The following is a 16,029-nucleotide window of genomic DNA, read 5'->3' as shown; positions in this document are numbered from 1 at the left end:
GTTCAGGGGGTCCAGCAGCGCGGCGATTCTAGGAGCCCATGCTTCCCCCAAACGGGTGGGTTCCGTGCCGGGCTGCGCATTCAGCGCAGGCGCAACGGCTGGGGACTGCCGGCGCCTGCATGCCATACTTTTTTCCATGCCTGACAGTCACTTGCTTCACGAACTGGTCCACGTCGCGGCGGCGCGCGACGGCGCGGCGCCGGCCCTCACGCACGGCGCCGACACGCTGAGCTACGCCACGCTGGACGACGCGGTCCGCCGTTTCGCCGGCGGCGTGGTGCATGCGGGCCTGCAGCGCGGCGAGCGGGTGGGCATCTACCTGGAAAAGCGCTTCGAGACGGTGATCGCGAGCTTCGGCGCGCCCGCCGCGGGCGGCGTGATGGTGCCGATCAATCCGCTGCTGAAGGCGGAGCAGGCCGGCTTCATCCTGCAGGACTGCGACGTGCGGGTGCTGGTCACCTCGCCGGAGCGGCTGGCGGCGCTGGCGCCGGTGCTGGCCGGCTGCCCGGCGCTGCGCTGCGTGGTGGTCACCGGGACCGGCGCGCCGGCGGACCTGGCGCTGCCGCCGGGGGTCGCGCCGCTGTCGTGGACAGCGCTGCTGGAAGGGCCGCAGGCCGCGCCGCACCGGGTGGTCGACAGCGACATCACCGCCATCCTCTACACCTCCGGCTCCACCGGGCGGCCCAAGGGCGTGGTGCTGTCCCACCGCAACGTGGTCGCGGGTGCCAAGAGCGTGGCCACCTACCTGGACAACCGGCCCTCCGACACCCTGCTGGCCGCGCTGCCGCTGTCGTTCGATGCAGGCTTCAGCCAGCTGACCACCGCCTTCCATGCCGGCGCGCGGGTGGTGCTGCTGAACTACCTGATGCCACGCGACGTGCTCAAGGCGATGGCCAAGGAACGCGTGACCGGCCTGACCGCCGTGCCGCCGCTCTACATCCAGCTCACGCAGCTGGAATGGCCCGCCGAGATCGACGGCCACCTGCGCTACTTCGCCAACACCGGCGGCCGGATGCCGCGCGAAACGCTGACCGCGCTGCGCCAGCGCGTGCCTTCGGCCAAGCCGTTCCTGATGTACGGCCTGACCGAAGCCTTCCGCTCGACCTACCTGCCGCCCGAGGAGGTGGACCGCCGGCCCGACTCCATCGGCAAGGCGATCCCGAATGCCGAGATCCTGGTGCTGCGCGACGACGGCACCGAATGCGGCCCCGACGAGCCAGGCGAGCTGGTGCATCGCGGTGCGCTGGTGGGCCAGGGCTACTGGAACGACGCCGAGAAGACGGCGGAGCGCTACAAGCTGCTGCAGCCCGGCATCGGCGGCCGGCTGGGCGGTCTGCAGTTGCCCGAGTACGCGGTGTTTTCCGGCGACACGGTGCGTCGGGACGCCGAGGGCTTCCTGTACTTCATCGGCCGGCGCGACGAAATGATCAAGACCTCGGGCTACCGGGTGAGCCCGACCGAGGTGGAAGAGGTGCTGTACGCGACGAAGCTGGTGGGGGAATGCGCCGCCTTCGGCGTGGAGCACGCCGCGCTGGGCCAGGCCATCCAGGTGGTGGCCACCGCGCCGGACGGCAGCGAAGCTCTGGACGTGCCGGCGCTGCTGGCCCAATGCCGTGTGCACATGCCGGCCTACATGGTGCCGGCCGGCGTGGTGCCGGTGGCCGGGCCGCTGCCGCGCAACCCGAACGGCAAGATCGACCGCAAGCTGCTGGCCGCGCGCTGGGCCGAGCAGGCGCTGTAGTCAGACCCGGTAGTAGCCCCGGTACCACTCGACGAAGCGCCGCACCCCCTCGTCCACCGAGGTGGCGGGCGTGAAGCCGGTCCAGGCCTCCAGCTCGGACACGTCGGCGTAGGTGGCTGGCACGTCGCCGGGCTGGATGTCGCGCAGCTCCTTGATCGCCTCGCGGCCGGTGTGGCGCTCGATGGCGGCGATGAAGTCCATCAGCGGCACCGGCTGGTGGTTGCCGATGTTGAACACCCGGTACGGCGCATGGCTGGCGGCGGGGTCGGCCTGGCCGCGGTCGTAAGCCGGATCGGCGGCCGGCGGCTTGTCCAGCGTGCGCACCACGCCTTCGGCGATGTCGTCGATGTAGGTGAAGTCGCGCACCATCTTGCCGTGGTTGAACACCTGGATCGGCTCGCCGGCCAGGATGGCGCGGGTGAACAGGAACAGCGCCATGTCCGGCCGGCCCCAGGGTCCGTAGACGGTGAAAAAGCGCAGCCCCGTGGTCGGCAGGTTGAACAGGTGGCTGTAGGTGTGGGCCATCAGCTCGTTGGCCTTCTTGGTGGCCGCATAGAGGCTCACCGGATGGTCCACGCCGTGGTGCTCCGAGAACGGCATCACCGTGTTGCCGCCGTACACGCTGGAGCTGGAGGCGTACACCAGGTGCTGCACGCCGTGGTGTCGGCAGCCTTCCAGGATGTTGGTGAAGCCCACCAGGTTGCTGTCGACGTAGGCATGCGGGTCGACCAGCGAATGGCGCACGCCGGCCTGCGCGGCCAGGTGCACCACGCGGTCGAACTTCTCCTGGGCGAACAGGGCGGGCATGCCGCTGCGGTCGGCCACGTCCAGCTGCTGGAAGCGGAAGCCGGGCTGGTCCTGCAGCGTCGCCAGGCGGTCGCGCTTGAGCTGGGGGTCGTAGTAGGCGTTGAGGTTGTCGATGCCGACCACCTCGTCGCCCCGCGCCAGCAGCAGGCGGGCGACGTGGGCGCCGATGAAGCCGGCGGCGCCGGTGAGCAGGATCTTTGACATGGTCTGCGGAGGAGTGCCGGCCTAAGTGTGGCCATTGCTTAGCGATTTTGAGCCAAGTCCTCTTACGCTCCTGCGCTTGAGTCCGGGCGCCGCTGCGCAGGCACGCGGCATGCGTGTCACGCCACACAGGCAGAATCGAGTCAGTTGACGGGCCGCGGGCCCGATTCAGGGAGAGAAGAAGCATGAAGATCACCGTCGTTGGCGCCGGTTACGTGGGTTTGGTCACAGGCGCCTGCCTGGCCGAGATGGGCAACCACGTGGTGTGCCTGGATGTGGACGCACGCAAGATCGCGATGCTCCAGCGCGGGGAGATCCCCATCCATGAGCCGGGCCTGGACGCTGTCGTGCAGCGCAATGCCGCGGCCGGCCGGCTGCAGTTCACCACCGACGTGGCCGCCGCCGTGGGCCATGGCACCCTGCAGTTCATCGGCGTGGGCACCCCGCCGGACGAGGACGGCTCCGCCGACCTGCAGTACGTGCTGGCTGCCGCCCGCAACATCGGCCGCCACATGACCGACTACAAGGTCGTGGTCGACAAGAGCACCGTGCCCGTCGGCACCGCCGACAAGGTGCGCGCCGCCATCGCCGAGGAGCTGGCCGCCCGCAACCTGCAGATGGACTACGCGGTGGTGAGCAACCCCGAATTCCTGAAGGAAGGCGCTGCGGTCGACGACTTCATGCGGCCCGACCGCGTGGTGGTGGGCTCCGACGACGAGCGCGCCAGCCTGCTGATGCGCGCGGTGTATGCGCCCTTCATGCGCAACCACGACAAGCTCATCGTGATGGACGTCCGTAGTGCCGAGTTCACCAAGTACGCCGCCAACGCGATGCTGGCCACCCGCATCAGCTTCATGAACGAGCTGGCGCTGTTGGCCGAGCGCGTGGGCGCCGACATCGAGCTGGTGCGCAAGGGCATCGGCAGCGATCCGCGCATCGGCACGCACTTCCTGTACGCGGGTGCTGGCTACGGCGGCTCCTGCTTCCCGAAGGATGTGAAGGCGCTGATCCACATTGGCGCCGACAACGGCGTGCCGCTGCAGGTGCTCAATGCGGTGGAAGCCGCCAACGAGCGCCAGAAGCATGTGCTGGTCGAGCGCGTGACCGCGCGCTTCGGTGAAGACCTGAGCGGCCGCACGCTGGCCGTGTGGGGCCTGGCCTTCAAGCCCAACACCGACGACATGCGCGAGGCGCCCAGCCGCGTGGTGATCGCCGAGCTGGTCAAGCGCGGCGCCAAGATCCAGGCTTACGACCCCGTGGCGATGGAGGAGGCCAAGCGCGTGCTGGAAGGCGTGCCGGGCGTGAGCTTCGTCGCTGGCCAGCAGGCCGCGCTGGAAGGCGCCGACGCGCTGCTGATCGTCACGGAATGGAAGGAGTTCCGTAACCCGGACTTCGAGTTCATCAAGGCGACGCTCAAGCAGCCGGTGATCTTCGACGGCCGCAACCTCTACGAGCCGGCGCTGATGAAGGCCTTCGGCCTCGAGTACCTGGCCATCGGCCGCGCCGCCGCCTTGCCGGCCGACGCCTGAGCCTTTTCGTTCCTGAAGTTGCCATGACCGACACGACCTCGCCCCCCGCCCGTGCGCCGCCTGCCCGAGCATGCGCCGATGCAGCAGTTCGCGCTGCGCGACGGTGAGCTCGTCGTCGGCGGCGAGCGGCTGAGCCTGCTGGCCGAGCGCGTCGGCCAGACACCCTTCTACGCCTATGACCGCGGCGCGCTGCGCCAGCGCGTGAGCGAGCTGCGCCAGGCGCTGCCACCGCAGGTCAAGCTGCACTACGCGATGAAGGCCAACCCGATGCCGGCGGTGGTCGGCTTCATGGCCGGCCTGGTCGATGGCATCGACGTGGCGTCGGCGGGTGAGCTGAAGGTGGCGCTGGACGCCGGCGCCGATCCGGCCGAGGTGAGCTTCGCCGGCCCCGGCAAAACCGAAGCCGAGCTGCGCCGCGCCGTCGCTTCGCGCGTGCTCATCAACCTCGAATCGCCGCGCGAAGTGAAGCTGCTAGCCGGCATCACCCAGCAACTCGGCCTGCCGGCGCGGGTGGCGGTGCGCGTGAACCCCGACTTCGAGCTGAAGGGCTCGGGCATGAAGATGGGCGGCGGGCCGAAGCAGTTCGGCGTCGACGTGGAGCAGCTGCCGGCGCTGATGGCCGCGATCAAGTCGGCCGGGCTGTCATTCGAAGGCTTCCACCTGTTCGCCGGTTCGCAGAACCTGAAGGCCGAGTCGATCTGCGATGCGCAGCAGCAGTCCTATGCCCTCGCGTTGCGGCTGGCCGAGATCGCGCCGGCGCCGGTGCAGTTCCTCAACCTGGGCGGCGGGTTCGGCATTCCGTACTTTCCGGGCGAGCAGCGGCTCGACCTGGCGCCCATTGGCGAGAACCTGGCCGGGCTGGTGGAGCGTGCCGCCCGCGAGCTGCCGCGGGCTTCGCTGGTGATCGAACTGGGCCGTTACCTGGTGGGCGAGGCCGGCGTGTACGTGGCCCGGGTGCTCGACCGCAAGATCTCGCGCGGCCAGGTGTTCCTGGTGACCGATGGCGGCCTGCACCATCACCTGTCGGCCTCGGGCAATTTCGGCCAGGTGGTGCGCAAGAACTACCCGGTGGCCATCGGCAACCGCATGGGCAATGCGGAGCGTGAATCGGCCTCGGTCGTCGGCCCGCTGTGCACGCCGCTGGACCTGCTGGCCGACCGCATGGAACTGCCGGTGGCCCAGGAGGGCGACCTGGCGGTGGTGTTCCAGTCGGGCGCCTATGGCGCCAGCGCCAGCCCGCAGAACTTCCTCGGGCATCCCGGCTGCGTCGAGGTGCTGGTCTAGCAGCCGGCCGCTAGGCCGGCAGGGTGATCAGCCCTTGCCCAGATCCTGGTCCAGCGTGAAGCGGGCGCCTTCGTACTGGCCGAGCAGCTCCGTCAGCAGCGGCAGGAGCGCGGCCAGGGTGTCGTGCAGCACGAAGGGCGGATTGATCACGAACATGCCGCTGCCGTGCAGGCCGAAGCCGTCGCCTTCGCCGCGGTGCACATGCAGCGTGGCATGCAACCAGCCCTTGGGTGCTTCCTTGGCCGCGGCCATCAACCGCTTGGGCAGCTGCGCCGCCTCCACGATCTGCACCTGCGGATACCAGACCATCACCGTGCCTTGGGCGAAGCGGGTCAGGCACTCGCGCACCGCGCCCACCACCTTGGCGTAGTCGGTCTTCAGCTCGTACGACGGGTCGATCAGCACCGCGCCGCGGCGCGAGGGCGGCGGCAGCTCCTTCTGCAGCGCCGCGAAGCCGTCGCTCATCTGCACCTTGGTGTGCGGCCGGTGGCCGAGGAAGCTCTCGAGGATGCGGTTGTCGGTCGGGTGCAGCTCGTACAGGCTCATCCGGTCAGTGGGGCGCAGCAGCATCTGCGCGATGCCGGGCGAGCCGGGGTACTGCTCCAGCGCGCCGCCGCCGTTGAACTGGCGCACCAGCTCGACGTACTCCGCCAGCGGGGCGGGCAGGTCGGGGTGGTCCCACAGGCGGCCGATGCCGCTCTCGAACTCGCCGCGCTTTTGCGCATAGCGCCCGGCCAGCGAATAACCGCCGGCGCCGGCGTGCGTGTCGACCAGGGTGTAGGGCTTGTCCTTTTCGCCCATGTAGCGAAGCACCTGGGCGAGCACCAGGTGCTTGAGGACGTCGGCATGGTTGCCGGCGTGGAAGGCGTGTCGGTAGGCGAGCATGGCTGCACTGTAACTAGCATGGATCGGCCTGGGGCGTGCGCAGCAAGGTTGCCGGCTTTTACGTAGGCTCTGGGGGTTCTCCCCAACTCCAAGAAGCCCAAACCCATGTCCACCCTCTTCGACCCGATCCGCATCGGCGACATCGAACTCGCCAACCGCGTGGTGATGGCGCCGCTGACGCGCAACCGCGCCACCGGCCAGCTGCCCAACGACCTCACGGTCGAGTACTACGCACAGCGCGCCAATCCGATGACCGGCTTCGGGCTGATCATCACCGAGGCCACGCAGATCATGCCGGAGGGCCAGGGCTACCTCGACACCCCCGGCATCCACAGCCCCGAGCAGGTCGCGGCCTGGCGCAAGGTGACGACCGCGGTGCATGCGCAGGGCGGCAGGATCGTGGTGCAGCTGTGGCACGTGGGCCGCATCTCTCACACCTCGCTGCTGCCGGGCGGCCAGGCGCCGGTGTCCTCCACCAACCGCGTGGCCAAGGGCAAGACCTTCACCGCCAAGGGCTTCGAGGACGTGTCGGCCCCGCGCGCCCTGCGCACCGACGAGATCCCGGGCATCGTGCAGGCCTACCGCCATGCGGCGCGCTGCGCCATCGACGCCGGCTTCGACGGCGTGGAAGTGCACGCGGCCAACGGCTACCTGATCGAGCAGTTCCTGCGCGACAGCATCAACGACCGCACCGACGAATACGGCGGCTCCATCGCCAACCGCGCCCGCTTCCTGGTGGAAGTGGTCAAGGCCGTCACCGACGAGATCGGCGGCGGCCGCACCGGCATCCGGCTGTCGCCGGTCACGCCCGTGAACGACGCTGGCCAGGACAGCGACCCCCAGGCGCTGTTCAACCACGTGGCCGAGCAGATCGCGCCGATGCACCTGTCGTACATCCACGTGATCGAAGGCCAGACCGGCGGCGACCGCAACGTGGCGCCGTTTGATTACCAGGCCCTGCGCCAGCGCTTCCCCGGCGCCTGGATGGTGAACAACGGCTACGACCGCCAGATGGCACTGGACGCCGTCGCCCAGCGCAAGGGTGATCTGGTGGCTTTCGGCAAGCCGGCCATCGCCAACCCCGACCTCACCCGCCGCCTGCACCTGGGCGCGGAGCTGGCCCGCCCGGACCAGAAGACGATGTACGGCGGTGGCGCCCAGGGCTACACCGACTACCCCACGCTCGACGCACAGCCCGCGTAAGTGACGCGGCGCCTCGACGGCCGCTGGCTGATGCGCGTGGCCGGCACGCTGCTGCTGGCCTGGCTGGCGGCGCTGGCGTGCGAGCGTCTCGGCACGCCGCTGCCCTGGATGATCGGCCCGCTGCTGGCCACCGCCATCGGCTGCGTGGCTGGCGTGCGGCTGGCCGCGGCCGGCCCGCTGCGCAACGCCGGGCAGTGGGCCATCGGCACCTCGCTGGGGCTGTACTTCTCGCCGCAGGTGCTGGGGCTGCTGGTGGCGCTGGCGCCGGCGTTGCTGGCCGGCGTGGCCTGGGCGCTGCTCATCGGCGGCGTGTTCGCCGGCGTGCTGCGGCGCGCGCTGCCGGGCGTCGATCCGGCCACCGCGCATTTCGCGGCGGCCATCGGCGGCGCCTCCGAGATGGCGGTGCTGGCAGAACGCCACGGCGGCCGGGTCGACCTGGTGGCGGCCTCGCATTCGCTGCGGGTGCTGCTGGTGGTGCTTGTGATTCCTTTCGGCTACCAGGCGGCCGGCCTGCATGGGCTGGACACCACCCCGCTGGCGGTGCAGGGCGTGCAGCCCGGCGGGCTGCTCCTGCTGGTGCTGGCCACGGTGGCCGGCAGCCTGGCGGTGTGGCGTACCGGCCTGCCCAATCCATGGGTGCTGGGCTCGCTGTTCGTGGCGGCAGCGCTCAGCGGCAGTGGCGTGCAGCTGTCCGCCCTGCCGCCGGAGGTCAGCCATGTCGGCCAGCTGCTCATCGGGGTGGCGCTGGGCACCCGCTTCAACCGCAGCTTCCTGCACACCGCGCCGCGCTGGCTGGCGGCGGTGGCGCTGGGCACGCTGGCGATGATCGCGGCCTCGGCCGTGTTCGCCTGGTTGCTGGCGCAGGCCGCCGGCCTGCACTGGGCCACGGTGCTGTTGGGCACCTCGCCCGGCGGCATCGCCGAAATGTGCATCACCGCCAAGGTGCTGCAGCTGGGCGTGCCGGTGGTCACCGCCTTCCATGTGGTGCGCTACGTGGCGGTGCTGCTGCTCACCGGGCCGCTGTTCCGCCGGCAGCAGCGCCGGCTGGCTGCGGCGGCCTAGGCGCGCGCGGCGCGCCGGGCGCGGAACAGCTCGGGGATCGACACTTCGCGCGGCCCGGGCACCACTTCGAAGCGGTCGCCCGCGCGCAGGCTGCCGGGCTCGCGCACCGCCAGGTAGAAGCCGCAGTAGCCCGACTGCCACATCATCTTTCCGGCTTGCGGAAAGCCCATGGCCGCATTCAGCTTGCCGCAGGGGAAGCGCGGCTCGCTCACCGCCAGGGTGCAGCCCGGCAGGCGCAGCAGGTCGCCGATCCATACCTGCTGCTCCAACAGGCCGCGCAGGGTGAGGTTCTCGCCCAGCAGGGCCGCCGGCGGAACCTCGTCCCACAGCGCCACCCGGGCCTGGGCGCGCACCGTCTGCCAGAAGGCGTAGTGCTCGGCCGGGTAGGCGTACACCGCCTTGGCGACGCCGCCGTGCACCGTCAGGTCGGCCTGTTCATCGCCGATCAGGCCGGTGGGGCCCACCTGGACCTTGCCGTCCATAGGCTGCTTGCGAAAGCCGCTGAGCACGGTGCGACCCGAAACCTGCAGCGGCTGCGCCCGGCCGACATTGACGAATTCCACGGTTCCAGTCGCTTGCATATGGCTATACCTGTTGCGCATACCCTCCCCCGGACGGGTGGTTACGGCGCGATTACACTCAAATTGAAATGCCTCGACAGGGTACGGCGTGATCCGCCCATCCCGATGAACACCCGGCCCAAGCGCGCCTTTCGCTCATCTGGCATCCCTCTGCGTCGCGGTATGCGGCGAGCCTCGAACGTGCACCACCTGCTGTTCGGGGCTGGCCCTATCCCGTATTTGTAATCCGACGATTGGAGTAGCCAATGAACAGTCCCGTCCTGGGAGGCCTGCGCCTCAATGTGCCCGCCTGGGTCAAGCATGACCGGCTCGTTGCCTGGGTGGCCGACATCGCCGCGCTGACGCAGGCCGCCGACATCTACTGGTGCGACGGCTCGGAAGAAGAGTACGACCGCCTGTGCGCCCAGCTCGTGGCCGCGGGCACCTTCCGCAAGCTCAACCCGGAGCTGCGCCCCAACAGCTACCTCGCCTGGAGCGACCCGGGCGACGTGGCCCGCGTGGAAGACCGCACCTACATCTGCAGCCAAAACAAGGAAGAGGCCGGCCCCACCAACAACTGGACCGACCCGACCGAGATGCGCACGCTGCTGCAGACCGGCGACCAGGCGTTGTTCAAGGGCGCGATGAAGGGCCGCACGCTGTACGTGGTGCCGTTCTCGATGGGCCCGCTGGGCTCGCCCATCGCCCACATCGGCGTCGAACTGAGCGACAGCCCCTACGTGGCCGTCAACATGCGCCTGATGACCCGCATGGGCCGCGCGGTGCTGGACGTGCTGGGCACCGACGGCGAATACGTGCCCTGCGTGCACACCGTCGGCGCACCGCTGGAAGCCGGCCAGAAGGACGTGGCCTGGCCCTGCAACCCCACCAAGTACATCGTCCACTACCCCGAGACGCGCGAGATCTGGAGCTACGGCTCGGGCTACGGCGGCAACGCGCTGCTCGGCAAGAAGTGCTTCGCGCTGCGCATCGCCTCCAAGATGGGCCGCGACGAAGGCTGGCTGGCCGAGCACATGCTGGTGCTGGGCGTGACCAACCCGCAAGGCGTCAAGCGCCACGTGGCCGCCGCCTTCCCCAGTGCCTGCGGCAAGACCAACTTCGCAATGCTGATCCCGCCGGCCGGCTTCGAGGGCTGGAAGGTCACCACCATCGGCGACGACATCGCGTGGATCAAGCCGGGGGCCGACGGCCGCCTGTACGCCATCAACCCGGAAGCCGGCTACTTCGGCGTGGCCCCGGGCACCAACGACCTGACCAACCCGAACTGCATGGCGTCGCTGAAGCGTGACGTCATCTTCACCAACGTGGCGCTGACCGACGACGGCGACGTGTGGTGGGAAGGCATGACCGACACGCCGCCGGCGCACCTGATCGACTGGCAGGGCAAGGACTGGACGCCGGAAGCCGCCAAGCAGGCCGACGGCAAGCTGCGCCCCGCCGCGCACCCGAATGCCCGCTTCACCGTGGCCGCCACCAACAACCCCGTGCTCGATTCGGAATGGGACAACCCCGCCGGCGTGGCCATCGACGCCTTCATCTTCGGCGGCCGCCGCTCCACCACCGTGCCGCTGGTGACCGAAGCCCGCAGCTGGGTCGACGGCGTGTACATGGCCGCCACCATGGGCTCGGAAACCACCGCAGCGGCCGCCGGCCAGCAGGGCGTGGTGCGCCGGGACCCGTTCGCGATGCTGCCGTTCATGGGCTACAACATGAGCGACTACTTCCAGCACTGGCTGGACCTGGGCGCCAAGCTGCAGGGCTCGGGCGCCAAGCTGCCGGGCATCTTCTGCGTCAACTGGTTCCGCAAGGGCGCGGACGGCAAGTTCGTGTGGCCGGGCTACGGCGAGAACATGCGCGTGCTGAAGTGGATCCTCGAGCGCGTGGACGGCCAGGCGCAGGGCGAGGAGCATGTGTTCGGCATCAGCCCGCGGTACGAGGACCTGAGCTGGAACGGCCTGGCTTTCACGCCCGCGCAGTACCAGAGCGTGATCGGCATCGACACCCATGCCTGGCAGCAGGAACTGGCCCTGCATGCCGAGCTGTTCGACAAGCTGGCCTACCACCTGCCCGGCGAGCTGACCGATACCAAGCGCCGCCTGGAAGAGCGCCTGGCCGCCTGACGGCCCCCGCGCGCTGCGCGACCAGCCCGGCCGGGTTCAGCCCGCGCCGGGCTTTTTCGTCTGTGCGGCCTGCGGGCTGGGCACGAAGCCGAAGCGCGGCGGCATCTCCGCCCAGGGAAGTTCGCTGACCGCCCACGCGCCGCTTTCCACCAGGCCGGAAGCGGCCTCCACGTCCAGGCTGTGCAGCAGGCCGAAGCCCAGGTCGGTGTCGGCGAACAGCCGGCCGCCGTCGTCCAGCCAGGCGCTGGCGAAGCGCGCCGGTCGGCCGGTGTGGCTCAGCAGCGTGCCGTCGGGCTGCAGGCGCCAGGTCCACGGCGCGGCTTCCAGCTCCACATACACCCGCTGCGGACCGTTCTGGAAGAACCAGCAGCCCTCCGCGTCGTGCTCGTAGTTGCGGCCGATGAAGGCCAGCAGCTTCTCGTGTTCCAGCAGGCTGCCCTTGGCCTGCGGGAACGGGCCGGCCGCCTGTGTCGCGTCATCCCGCAGGTACCAGTGGCCGCGGGCATCCAGGCCCAGCCAGCCATGGCAGTTGGGCACGTTGGGCCACTTCTTCAGTGCTTGCTTGACGATGTCATCCATCGCCGCATGCTGCCCTAGACGTGCTGGCGCAGCCAGCCGAGCACCGCTTGCGGCAGGGTCATCACATGGCCGCGCAGGAGCCCGCCACCCGGAAAGCCCACATGCCCGCCATGCGCCGGCTGCCATAGCGTCACGTGGCGGCCTACCTGGTGCGGCCGCGGCAGGCTGGCGGCGGGCACGAAGGGATCGTTCAGCGCATTGACCACCAGCGCCGGCACCTGGATCCGCGCCAGGTGCGGCTTGGCGGAGGCACGCGTCCAGTAGTCCTGCACGCCCCGGAAGCCATGCAGCGGCGCGGTGAACACGTCGTCGAAGCCGTACAGGTCGGTGGCCGCCAGCAAGCGCTCGCGGTCGAACAGGCCGGGGTGCTGTGCCAGCTTGGCCAGCGCCTTGGGCTTCATCGTCTGCAGGAACATGCGGGTGTAGACCAGCCGGTTGAAGCCGCGGCCGATGGCATGGCCGCCGGCCGCCAGGTCCAGCGGTGCCGACACGGCGGCAACGGCGCGCACGGTGGCCGCCGCGCTGGCGCCGGCTTCCTCCGCCCAGCGCAGCAAGGCATTGCCGCCCAGCGACACGCCGGCCGCCAGCAGCGGCGCGCCGGCCCGCTCGCGCAGGCGCTGCAGGATCCAGCCCACTTCCTCGTAATCGCCCGAGTGGTAGGCACGCGGCGCCAGGTTGATCTCACCCGAGCAGCCGCGGAAATGCGGCACCGCGAAGGACAGCCCGGCCCGCCGCGCCACATGTGCGAAGGCTTCCGCATAGTGGCTGCGGGAGGTTCCTTCCAGCCCATGGAACAGCACCAGCCAGCCCGCGCCGGGCTGCGGCGCCGGCTGGAAATCGACGTCGATGAAGTCGCCGTCGGGTGTGGTCCAGCGCTCGCGGGTGTAGTGCGGCGCCGGCCCTTCGAAGCGCTTGCCCACCAGGGCGGGCAGGATCGTCTGCGCATTGCCGCCAACCAGCCAGCGGGGGGCGCGGTAGTCGTGCATCGTGTCGTCGTCGGCGCCCGGCAGGCGGGCGGTTTCAGTGCAGCGTGGTCGGGTTGTCGTGCTGCTCGGGCGTGTCGTGCGGCAGGCCGGCGCTGGCATGGTGGGCCGCCAGCCGCCAGCCCAGCGCGGTCTTCAGGTACACGTTGGTGGCCATCACCCAGGCCGTCTGCGTGCCCTCGGCGGTGGTGGCGTCGATGCGTTCCAGGACGCTGTGCACCGCGCAGCCCGGCCCTTCCAGCCGGCGCACGCGGGCCGGCTGCACCGGCAGCGTGCCGTTGGCGAAGATGGCTTCGAACGAAGCGCGGATCGCGGCCGCGCCCATCACGCGCAGGCCGCCGGGATGCACGCAGACGATCTCGTCGTCGTCGCTCCACAGCGCCATCAGCCGCTCGATGTCGCCCTGCTGCAGCGCTTCGTAGAACTGGGCCTCGGTGTCGTCGGCCGATGCCAGCAGCACGGCGGCGGGTGCCTTGGGCTTGACCATCGCGTCGTGGGCTTCAGCGGAACACCACGGTCTTGTGACCGTTGGGCATCACCCGGTGCTCGATGTGCCAGCGCACTGCGCGCGCCAGCACCACGCATTCCACGTCGCGGCCGACGGCGGTGAGGTCCTCGGCGGACAGCGAATGGTCCACCCGCTCCACGTCCTGCTCGATGATCGGGCCTTCGTCCAGGTCGGCCGTGACGTAGTGGGCGGTCGCCCCGATCAGCTTCACGCCGCGCGCATGCGCCTGGAAGTACGGCTTGGCGCCCTTGAAGCTGGGCAGGAAGCTGTGGTGGATGTTGATGGCGCGGCCGGCCAGCACGCCGCAGAACTCGGGGCTGAGGATCTGCATGTAGCGCGCCAGCACCACCAGGTCCACGCGCTCCTTGTCGATCAACGCCTCGATCTGCTGCTCCTGCGCGCGCTTGGCGGCAGCATCGCTGCCCGGTGGCAGCGGCAGGTGGTGGAAGGGCACGCCGTAGCTGGCGGCCAGCTCCGCAAAGTCGGGGTGGTTGGAGACGATGGCCGTGATGTCGACGTCGAGCTGGCCGCTCTTCCAGCGGAACATCAGGTCGTTCAGGCAGTGGCCCTGCTTGCTCACCATCAGCAGCACGCGGGAGCGCTGGCCCAGCGCATGCAGCCGTGCATCCATCTGGAACTGGCCGCGTACATGCTGCAGGAGCCTGTCGAGCGTGGCCACGTCGGCCAGGTGCGGCGGCGCCTCGAAGTGCACCCGCATGAAGAACAGGCCGGTGGCGTCCTCGCCAGCCAGGTCGCCGAACTGCTGCGAGTCGATGATGTTGCAGCCCGCCTGGTAGAGCAGGCCGGACACCGCATGGACAATGCCCTTGGTGTCGCGGCAGGAAAGGGTGAGGACAAACTGATCTTGGCGCGGCATGGTGTCGCAGATTGTAGGAGTCGCGTGTGTCGAAAACTGCCCAGCAGGACTGGAGCGAGCGCAGCCGGGAGCTGTCGCATTTGCTGTCGCGCACCGGCCTGGGTGACCGGCAGGCGTTTGCCCGGCTGTACCAGCTGAGCAGCGCGCATCTGTTCGGCGTCATCCTGCGCATCCAGCGCGACCGCGCGCTGGCGGAGGAACTGCTGCAGGAGGTGTACGTCAACGTGTGGCGCGCGGCCGCGGGTTTCGATGCCGCGCAGAGCCAGCCGCTCACCTGGCTGACCAGCGTGGCCCGCCACCGTGCCATCGACAGCCTGCGCCGCGCGCAGGCACAGGTGGTGGTGGCCCGGCCGCGCACGCCGTCCGATGACGACGACGACCCCAACGACCCCGCCGACGCACTGCCGGACGAGGCGCCCGGCCCGGCCGAACTGCTGGGTCGCGCCAGCGAGGCGCGACAGCTCTCGGCCTGCATGGAGCACCTGAGTCCCTCGCAGCGGCAGAGCGTGGCGCTGGCTTTCTTCGACGGCATGAGCCATGCCGAAGTGGCCGAACACCTGGCGCAGCCGCTGGGCACCGTGAAGTCATGGGTGCGGCGGGCGCTGGCCTCCTTGAAGAGCTGCCTGGAACGCGCCGTACGGCGTGACGCCGGCGCGGAAAGGGCCTGAAGGCCATGGACTACGGCAAACCCGAACGCGCCGACGCCCTCGGCGCCCAATACGTGGCCGGCACCCTGCGCGGCGCGGCGCGCCGCCGTTTCGAGGCGCTGCTGCCCGGCCATCCGGCGCTGCGCGAGGCCGTGAAGGCCTGGAGCGACCGGCTGATGCCGCTGACGGCGGTGGTGGAGCCGCAGCAGCCGCCCGATTCGGTGTGGCAGGCCATCGAGCGCCGCCTGTTCCCGGCGGATGCCGCCCAGGCGCCGCAGCCCTGGTGGCGCCGCCTTGCACCCTGGCGGGCATTGAGCGCCGCCGGCGCCGTGGCCACGGTGGCGCTGGCCGTGCTGCTGGCGCTGCCGGCAGCCACGCCGCCGCCGGTGATCGTGGTGCTGCAGGGCACCGGCGGCCCGGCGCAAGGCGTCAACACCTTCGTGGCAAGCGTCAGCGGTGACGGGCGTTCGCTGGTCACCCGGGCACTGTTGCCGGTGGACCTGCAGGCCGACCGGGCGCTGGAGCTGTGGTCGGTGCCGCCGGAGGGCGCACCCCGCTCGCTGGGCCTGATCCGCGCGGACGGCGCCACGGTGGTGCCGCGCGGCCGGCTGCCCGACACGCTGCTCAAGGGCGGCACCTCGGCGCTGGCCGTGAGCCTGGAGCCGCCGGGCGGCTCGCCGACCGGCGCGCCCACGGGGCCGGTGCTGTACGCGGGCCGGCTGCAGCTGTAGCCAGCGCCCATGAAAAAGGCCCGCGTGATGCGGGCCTTGTCTAGACAGGTGGTGGAGCCGGCTCAGTGCCCGTGCAGCACGGTACCCGGGGCCAGCTTGTAGACGGTGCCGCAGTACGGGCACTTGCCTTCGCCGGTGGTGGCCACGTCGATGAACACGCGGGGATGGCCGCTCCACAGCTTCATCTTCGGGTTGGGGCAGAACACCACGCCGGGGCCCTGCACATCGTGGGCGGTGACTTCGACGGCAGCGGGGGCGGAAGCGGCAGCGCTTTGGCTCACGGGATTCTCC

Annotated in this window: 16 protein-coding genes; 8 read left to right on the top strand and 8 right to left on the bottom strand. The window is 70.2% G+C overall.

Annotated features, from left to right (window positions below):
• Positions 1–136 precede the first annotated feature (136 nt).
• Positions 137–1,741 carry an acyl-CoA ligase (AMP-forming), exosortase A system-associated gene (locus LRS14_RS12545; RefSeq protein WP_257799740.1) on the top strand — a complete coding sequence of 535 codons (1,605 nt, stop codon included), beginning with the start codon at positions 137–139 and terminating at the stop codon, positions 1,739–1,741.
• On the opposite strand, the gene LRS14_RS12540 is transcribed toward LRS14_RS12545, so the two are convergent.
• Complete coding sequence (locus LRS14_RS12540) at positions 1,742–2,752, bottom strand: NAD-dependent epimerase (RefSeq protein ID WP_257799739.1); 1,011 nt, start codon at positions 2,750–2,752, stop codon at positions 1,742–1,744.
• A gap of 182 nt (positions 2,753–2,934) precedes the next feature.
• Between LRS14_RS12540 and LRS14_RS12535 the strand changes: the two genes are divergently transcribed.
• Both LRS14_RS12535 and LRS14_RS12530 read left to right on the top strand, forming a co-directional pair.
• Positions 2,935–4,278 carry a UDP-glucose/GDP-mannose dehydrogenase family protein gene (locus LRS14_RS12535; protein ID WP_257799738.1) on the top strand — a complete coding sequence of 448 codons (1,344 nt, stop codon included), beginning with the start codon at positions 2,935–2,937 and terminating at the stop codon, positions 4,276–4,278.
• Between the two features lie 78 nt (positions 4,279–4,356).
• Entirely contained in the window at positions 4,357–5,562 is a 1,206-nt protein-coding gene (locus LRS14_RS12530) for a pyridoxal-dependent decarboxylase, exosortase A system-associated (protein WP_257800465.1), read from the top strand.
• Between the two features lie 27 nt (positions 5,563–5,589).
• Here the strand turns inward: LRS14_RS12530 and LRS14_RS12525 are convergent, their stop codons facing one another.
• Positions 5,590–6,447 carry a 23S rRNA (adenine(2030)-N(6))-methyltransferase RlmJ gene (locus tag LRS14_RS12525; protein WP_257799737.1) on the bottom strand — a complete coding sequence of 286 codons (858 nt, stop codon included), beginning with the start codon at positions 6,445–6,447 and terminating at the stop codon, positions 5,590–5,592.
• Between the two features lie 105 nt (positions 6,448–6,552).
• Between LRS14_RS12525 and LRS14_RS12520 the strand changes: the two genes are divergently transcribed.
• Positions 6,553–7,650 carry an alkene reductase gene (locus tag LRS14_RS12520; RefSeq protein ID WP_257799736.1) on the top strand — a complete coding sequence of 366 codons (1,098 nt, stop codon included), beginning with the start codon at positions 6,553–6,555 and terminating at the stop codon, positions 7,648–7,650.
• A complete protein-coding gene (locus LRS14_RS12515) occupies positions 7,651–8,712 on the top strand; it encodes an AbrB family transcriptional regulator (RefSeq protein ID WP_310740824.1) in 1,062 nt (353 codons plus the stop codon).
• Here the strand turns inward: LRS14_RS12515 and LRS14_RS12510 are convergent.
• Positions 8,709–9,293, bottom strand: a complete 585-nt coding sequence (locus LRS14_RS12510) for an MOSC domain-containing protein (protein ID WP_257799735.1) — start codon at positions 9,291–9,293, stop codon at positions 8,709–8,711. The genes LRS14_RS12515 and LRS14_RS12510 overlap by 4 nt on opposite strands.
• A gap of 245 nt (positions 9,294–9,538) precedes the next feature.
• On the opposite strand from LRS14_RS12510, the gene LRS14_RS12505 reads away from it, so the two are divergent.
• Positions 9,539–11,413, top strand: coding sequence for a phosphoenolpyruvate carboxykinase (GTP) (locus tag LRS14_RS12505; RefSeq protein ID WP_257799734.1), 1,875 nt, complete (start codon positions 9,539–9,541; stop codon positions 11,411–11,413).
• Between the two features lie 36 nt (positions 11,414–11,449).
• Here LRS14_RS12505 and LRS14_RS12500 read toward each other — a convergent pair whose 3' ends face one another.
• From LRS14_RS12500 to purU, 4 genes are read right to left on the bottom strand one after another with little or no spacing between them, the layout of a single operon-like run.
• Positions 11,450–11,992 carry a DUF2946 family protein gene (locus LRS14_RS12500; protein ID WP_046113061.1) on the bottom strand — a complete coding sequence of 181 codons (543 nt, stop codon included), beginning with the start codon at positions 11,990–11,992 and terminating at the stop codon, positions 11,450–11,452.
• A gap of 14 nt (positions 11,993–12,006) precedes the next feature.
• On the bottom strand, positions 12,007–12,978 hold the full coding sequence (locus tag LRS14_RS12495) for a YheT family hydrolase (RefSeq protein ID WP_046113062.1): 972 nt from the start codon (positions 12,976–12,978) through the stop codon (positions 12,007–12,009).
• A gap of 34 nt (positions 12,979–13,012) precedes the next feature.
• Positions 13,013–13,462, bottom strand: a complete 450-nt coding sequence (locus tag LRS14_RS12490) for a nuclear transport factor 2 family protein (RefSeq protein ID WP_046113063.1) — start codon at positions 13,460–13,462, stop codon at positions 13,013–13,015.
• Between the two features lie 13 nt (positions 13,463–13,475).
• A complete protein-coding gene (purU, locus tag LRS14_RS12485) occupies positions 13,476–14,360 on the bottom strand; it encodes a formyltetrahydrofolate deformylase (protein ID WP_257799733.1) in 885 nt (294 codons plus the stop codon).
• A 26-nt stretch (positions 14,361–14,386) separates the two neighbouring features.
• Here purU and LRS14_RS12480 point away from each other — a divergent pair, with 26 nt between their 5' ends.
• Both LRS14_RS12480 and LRS14_RS12475 read left to right on the top strand, forming a co-directional pair.
• Positions 14,387–15,028: a sigma-70 family RNA polymerase sigma factor gene (locus tag LRS14_RS12480; protein WP_046113065.1), complete on the top strand. Its 642-nt coding sequence runs from the start codon at positions 14,387–14,389 to the stop codon at positions 15,026–15,028.
• 5 nt (positions 15,029–15,033) lie between these two features.
• Positions 15,034–15,738 (top strand): anti-sigma factor domain-containing protein, encoded by a 705-nt coding sequence (locus tag LRS14_RS12475; protein ID WP_257799732.1) that lies wholly within the window; start codon positions 15,034–15,036, stop codon positions 15,736–15,738.
• 62 nt (positions 15,739–15,800) lie between these two features.
• Here LRS14_RS12475 and LRS14_RS12470 read toward each other — a convergent pair whose 3' ends face one another.
• Entirely contained in the window at positions 15,801–16,019 is a 219-nt protein-coding gene (locus LRS14_RS12470) for a zinc-finger domain-containing protein (protein ID WP_046113067.1), read from the bottom strand.
• Positions 16,020–16,029: the final 10 nt, after the last annotated feature.

Source organism: Aquincola sp. J276 (assembly GCF_024700035.1).
Classification (GTDB): domain Bacteria; phylum Pseudomonadota; class Gammaproteobacteria; order Burkholderiales; family Burkholderiaceae_C; genus Aquincola; species Aquincola tertiaricarbonis.
Note: the sequence above shows the minus strand (reverse complement) of the source record. Positions and strands in the feature narration are given on the sequence as shown.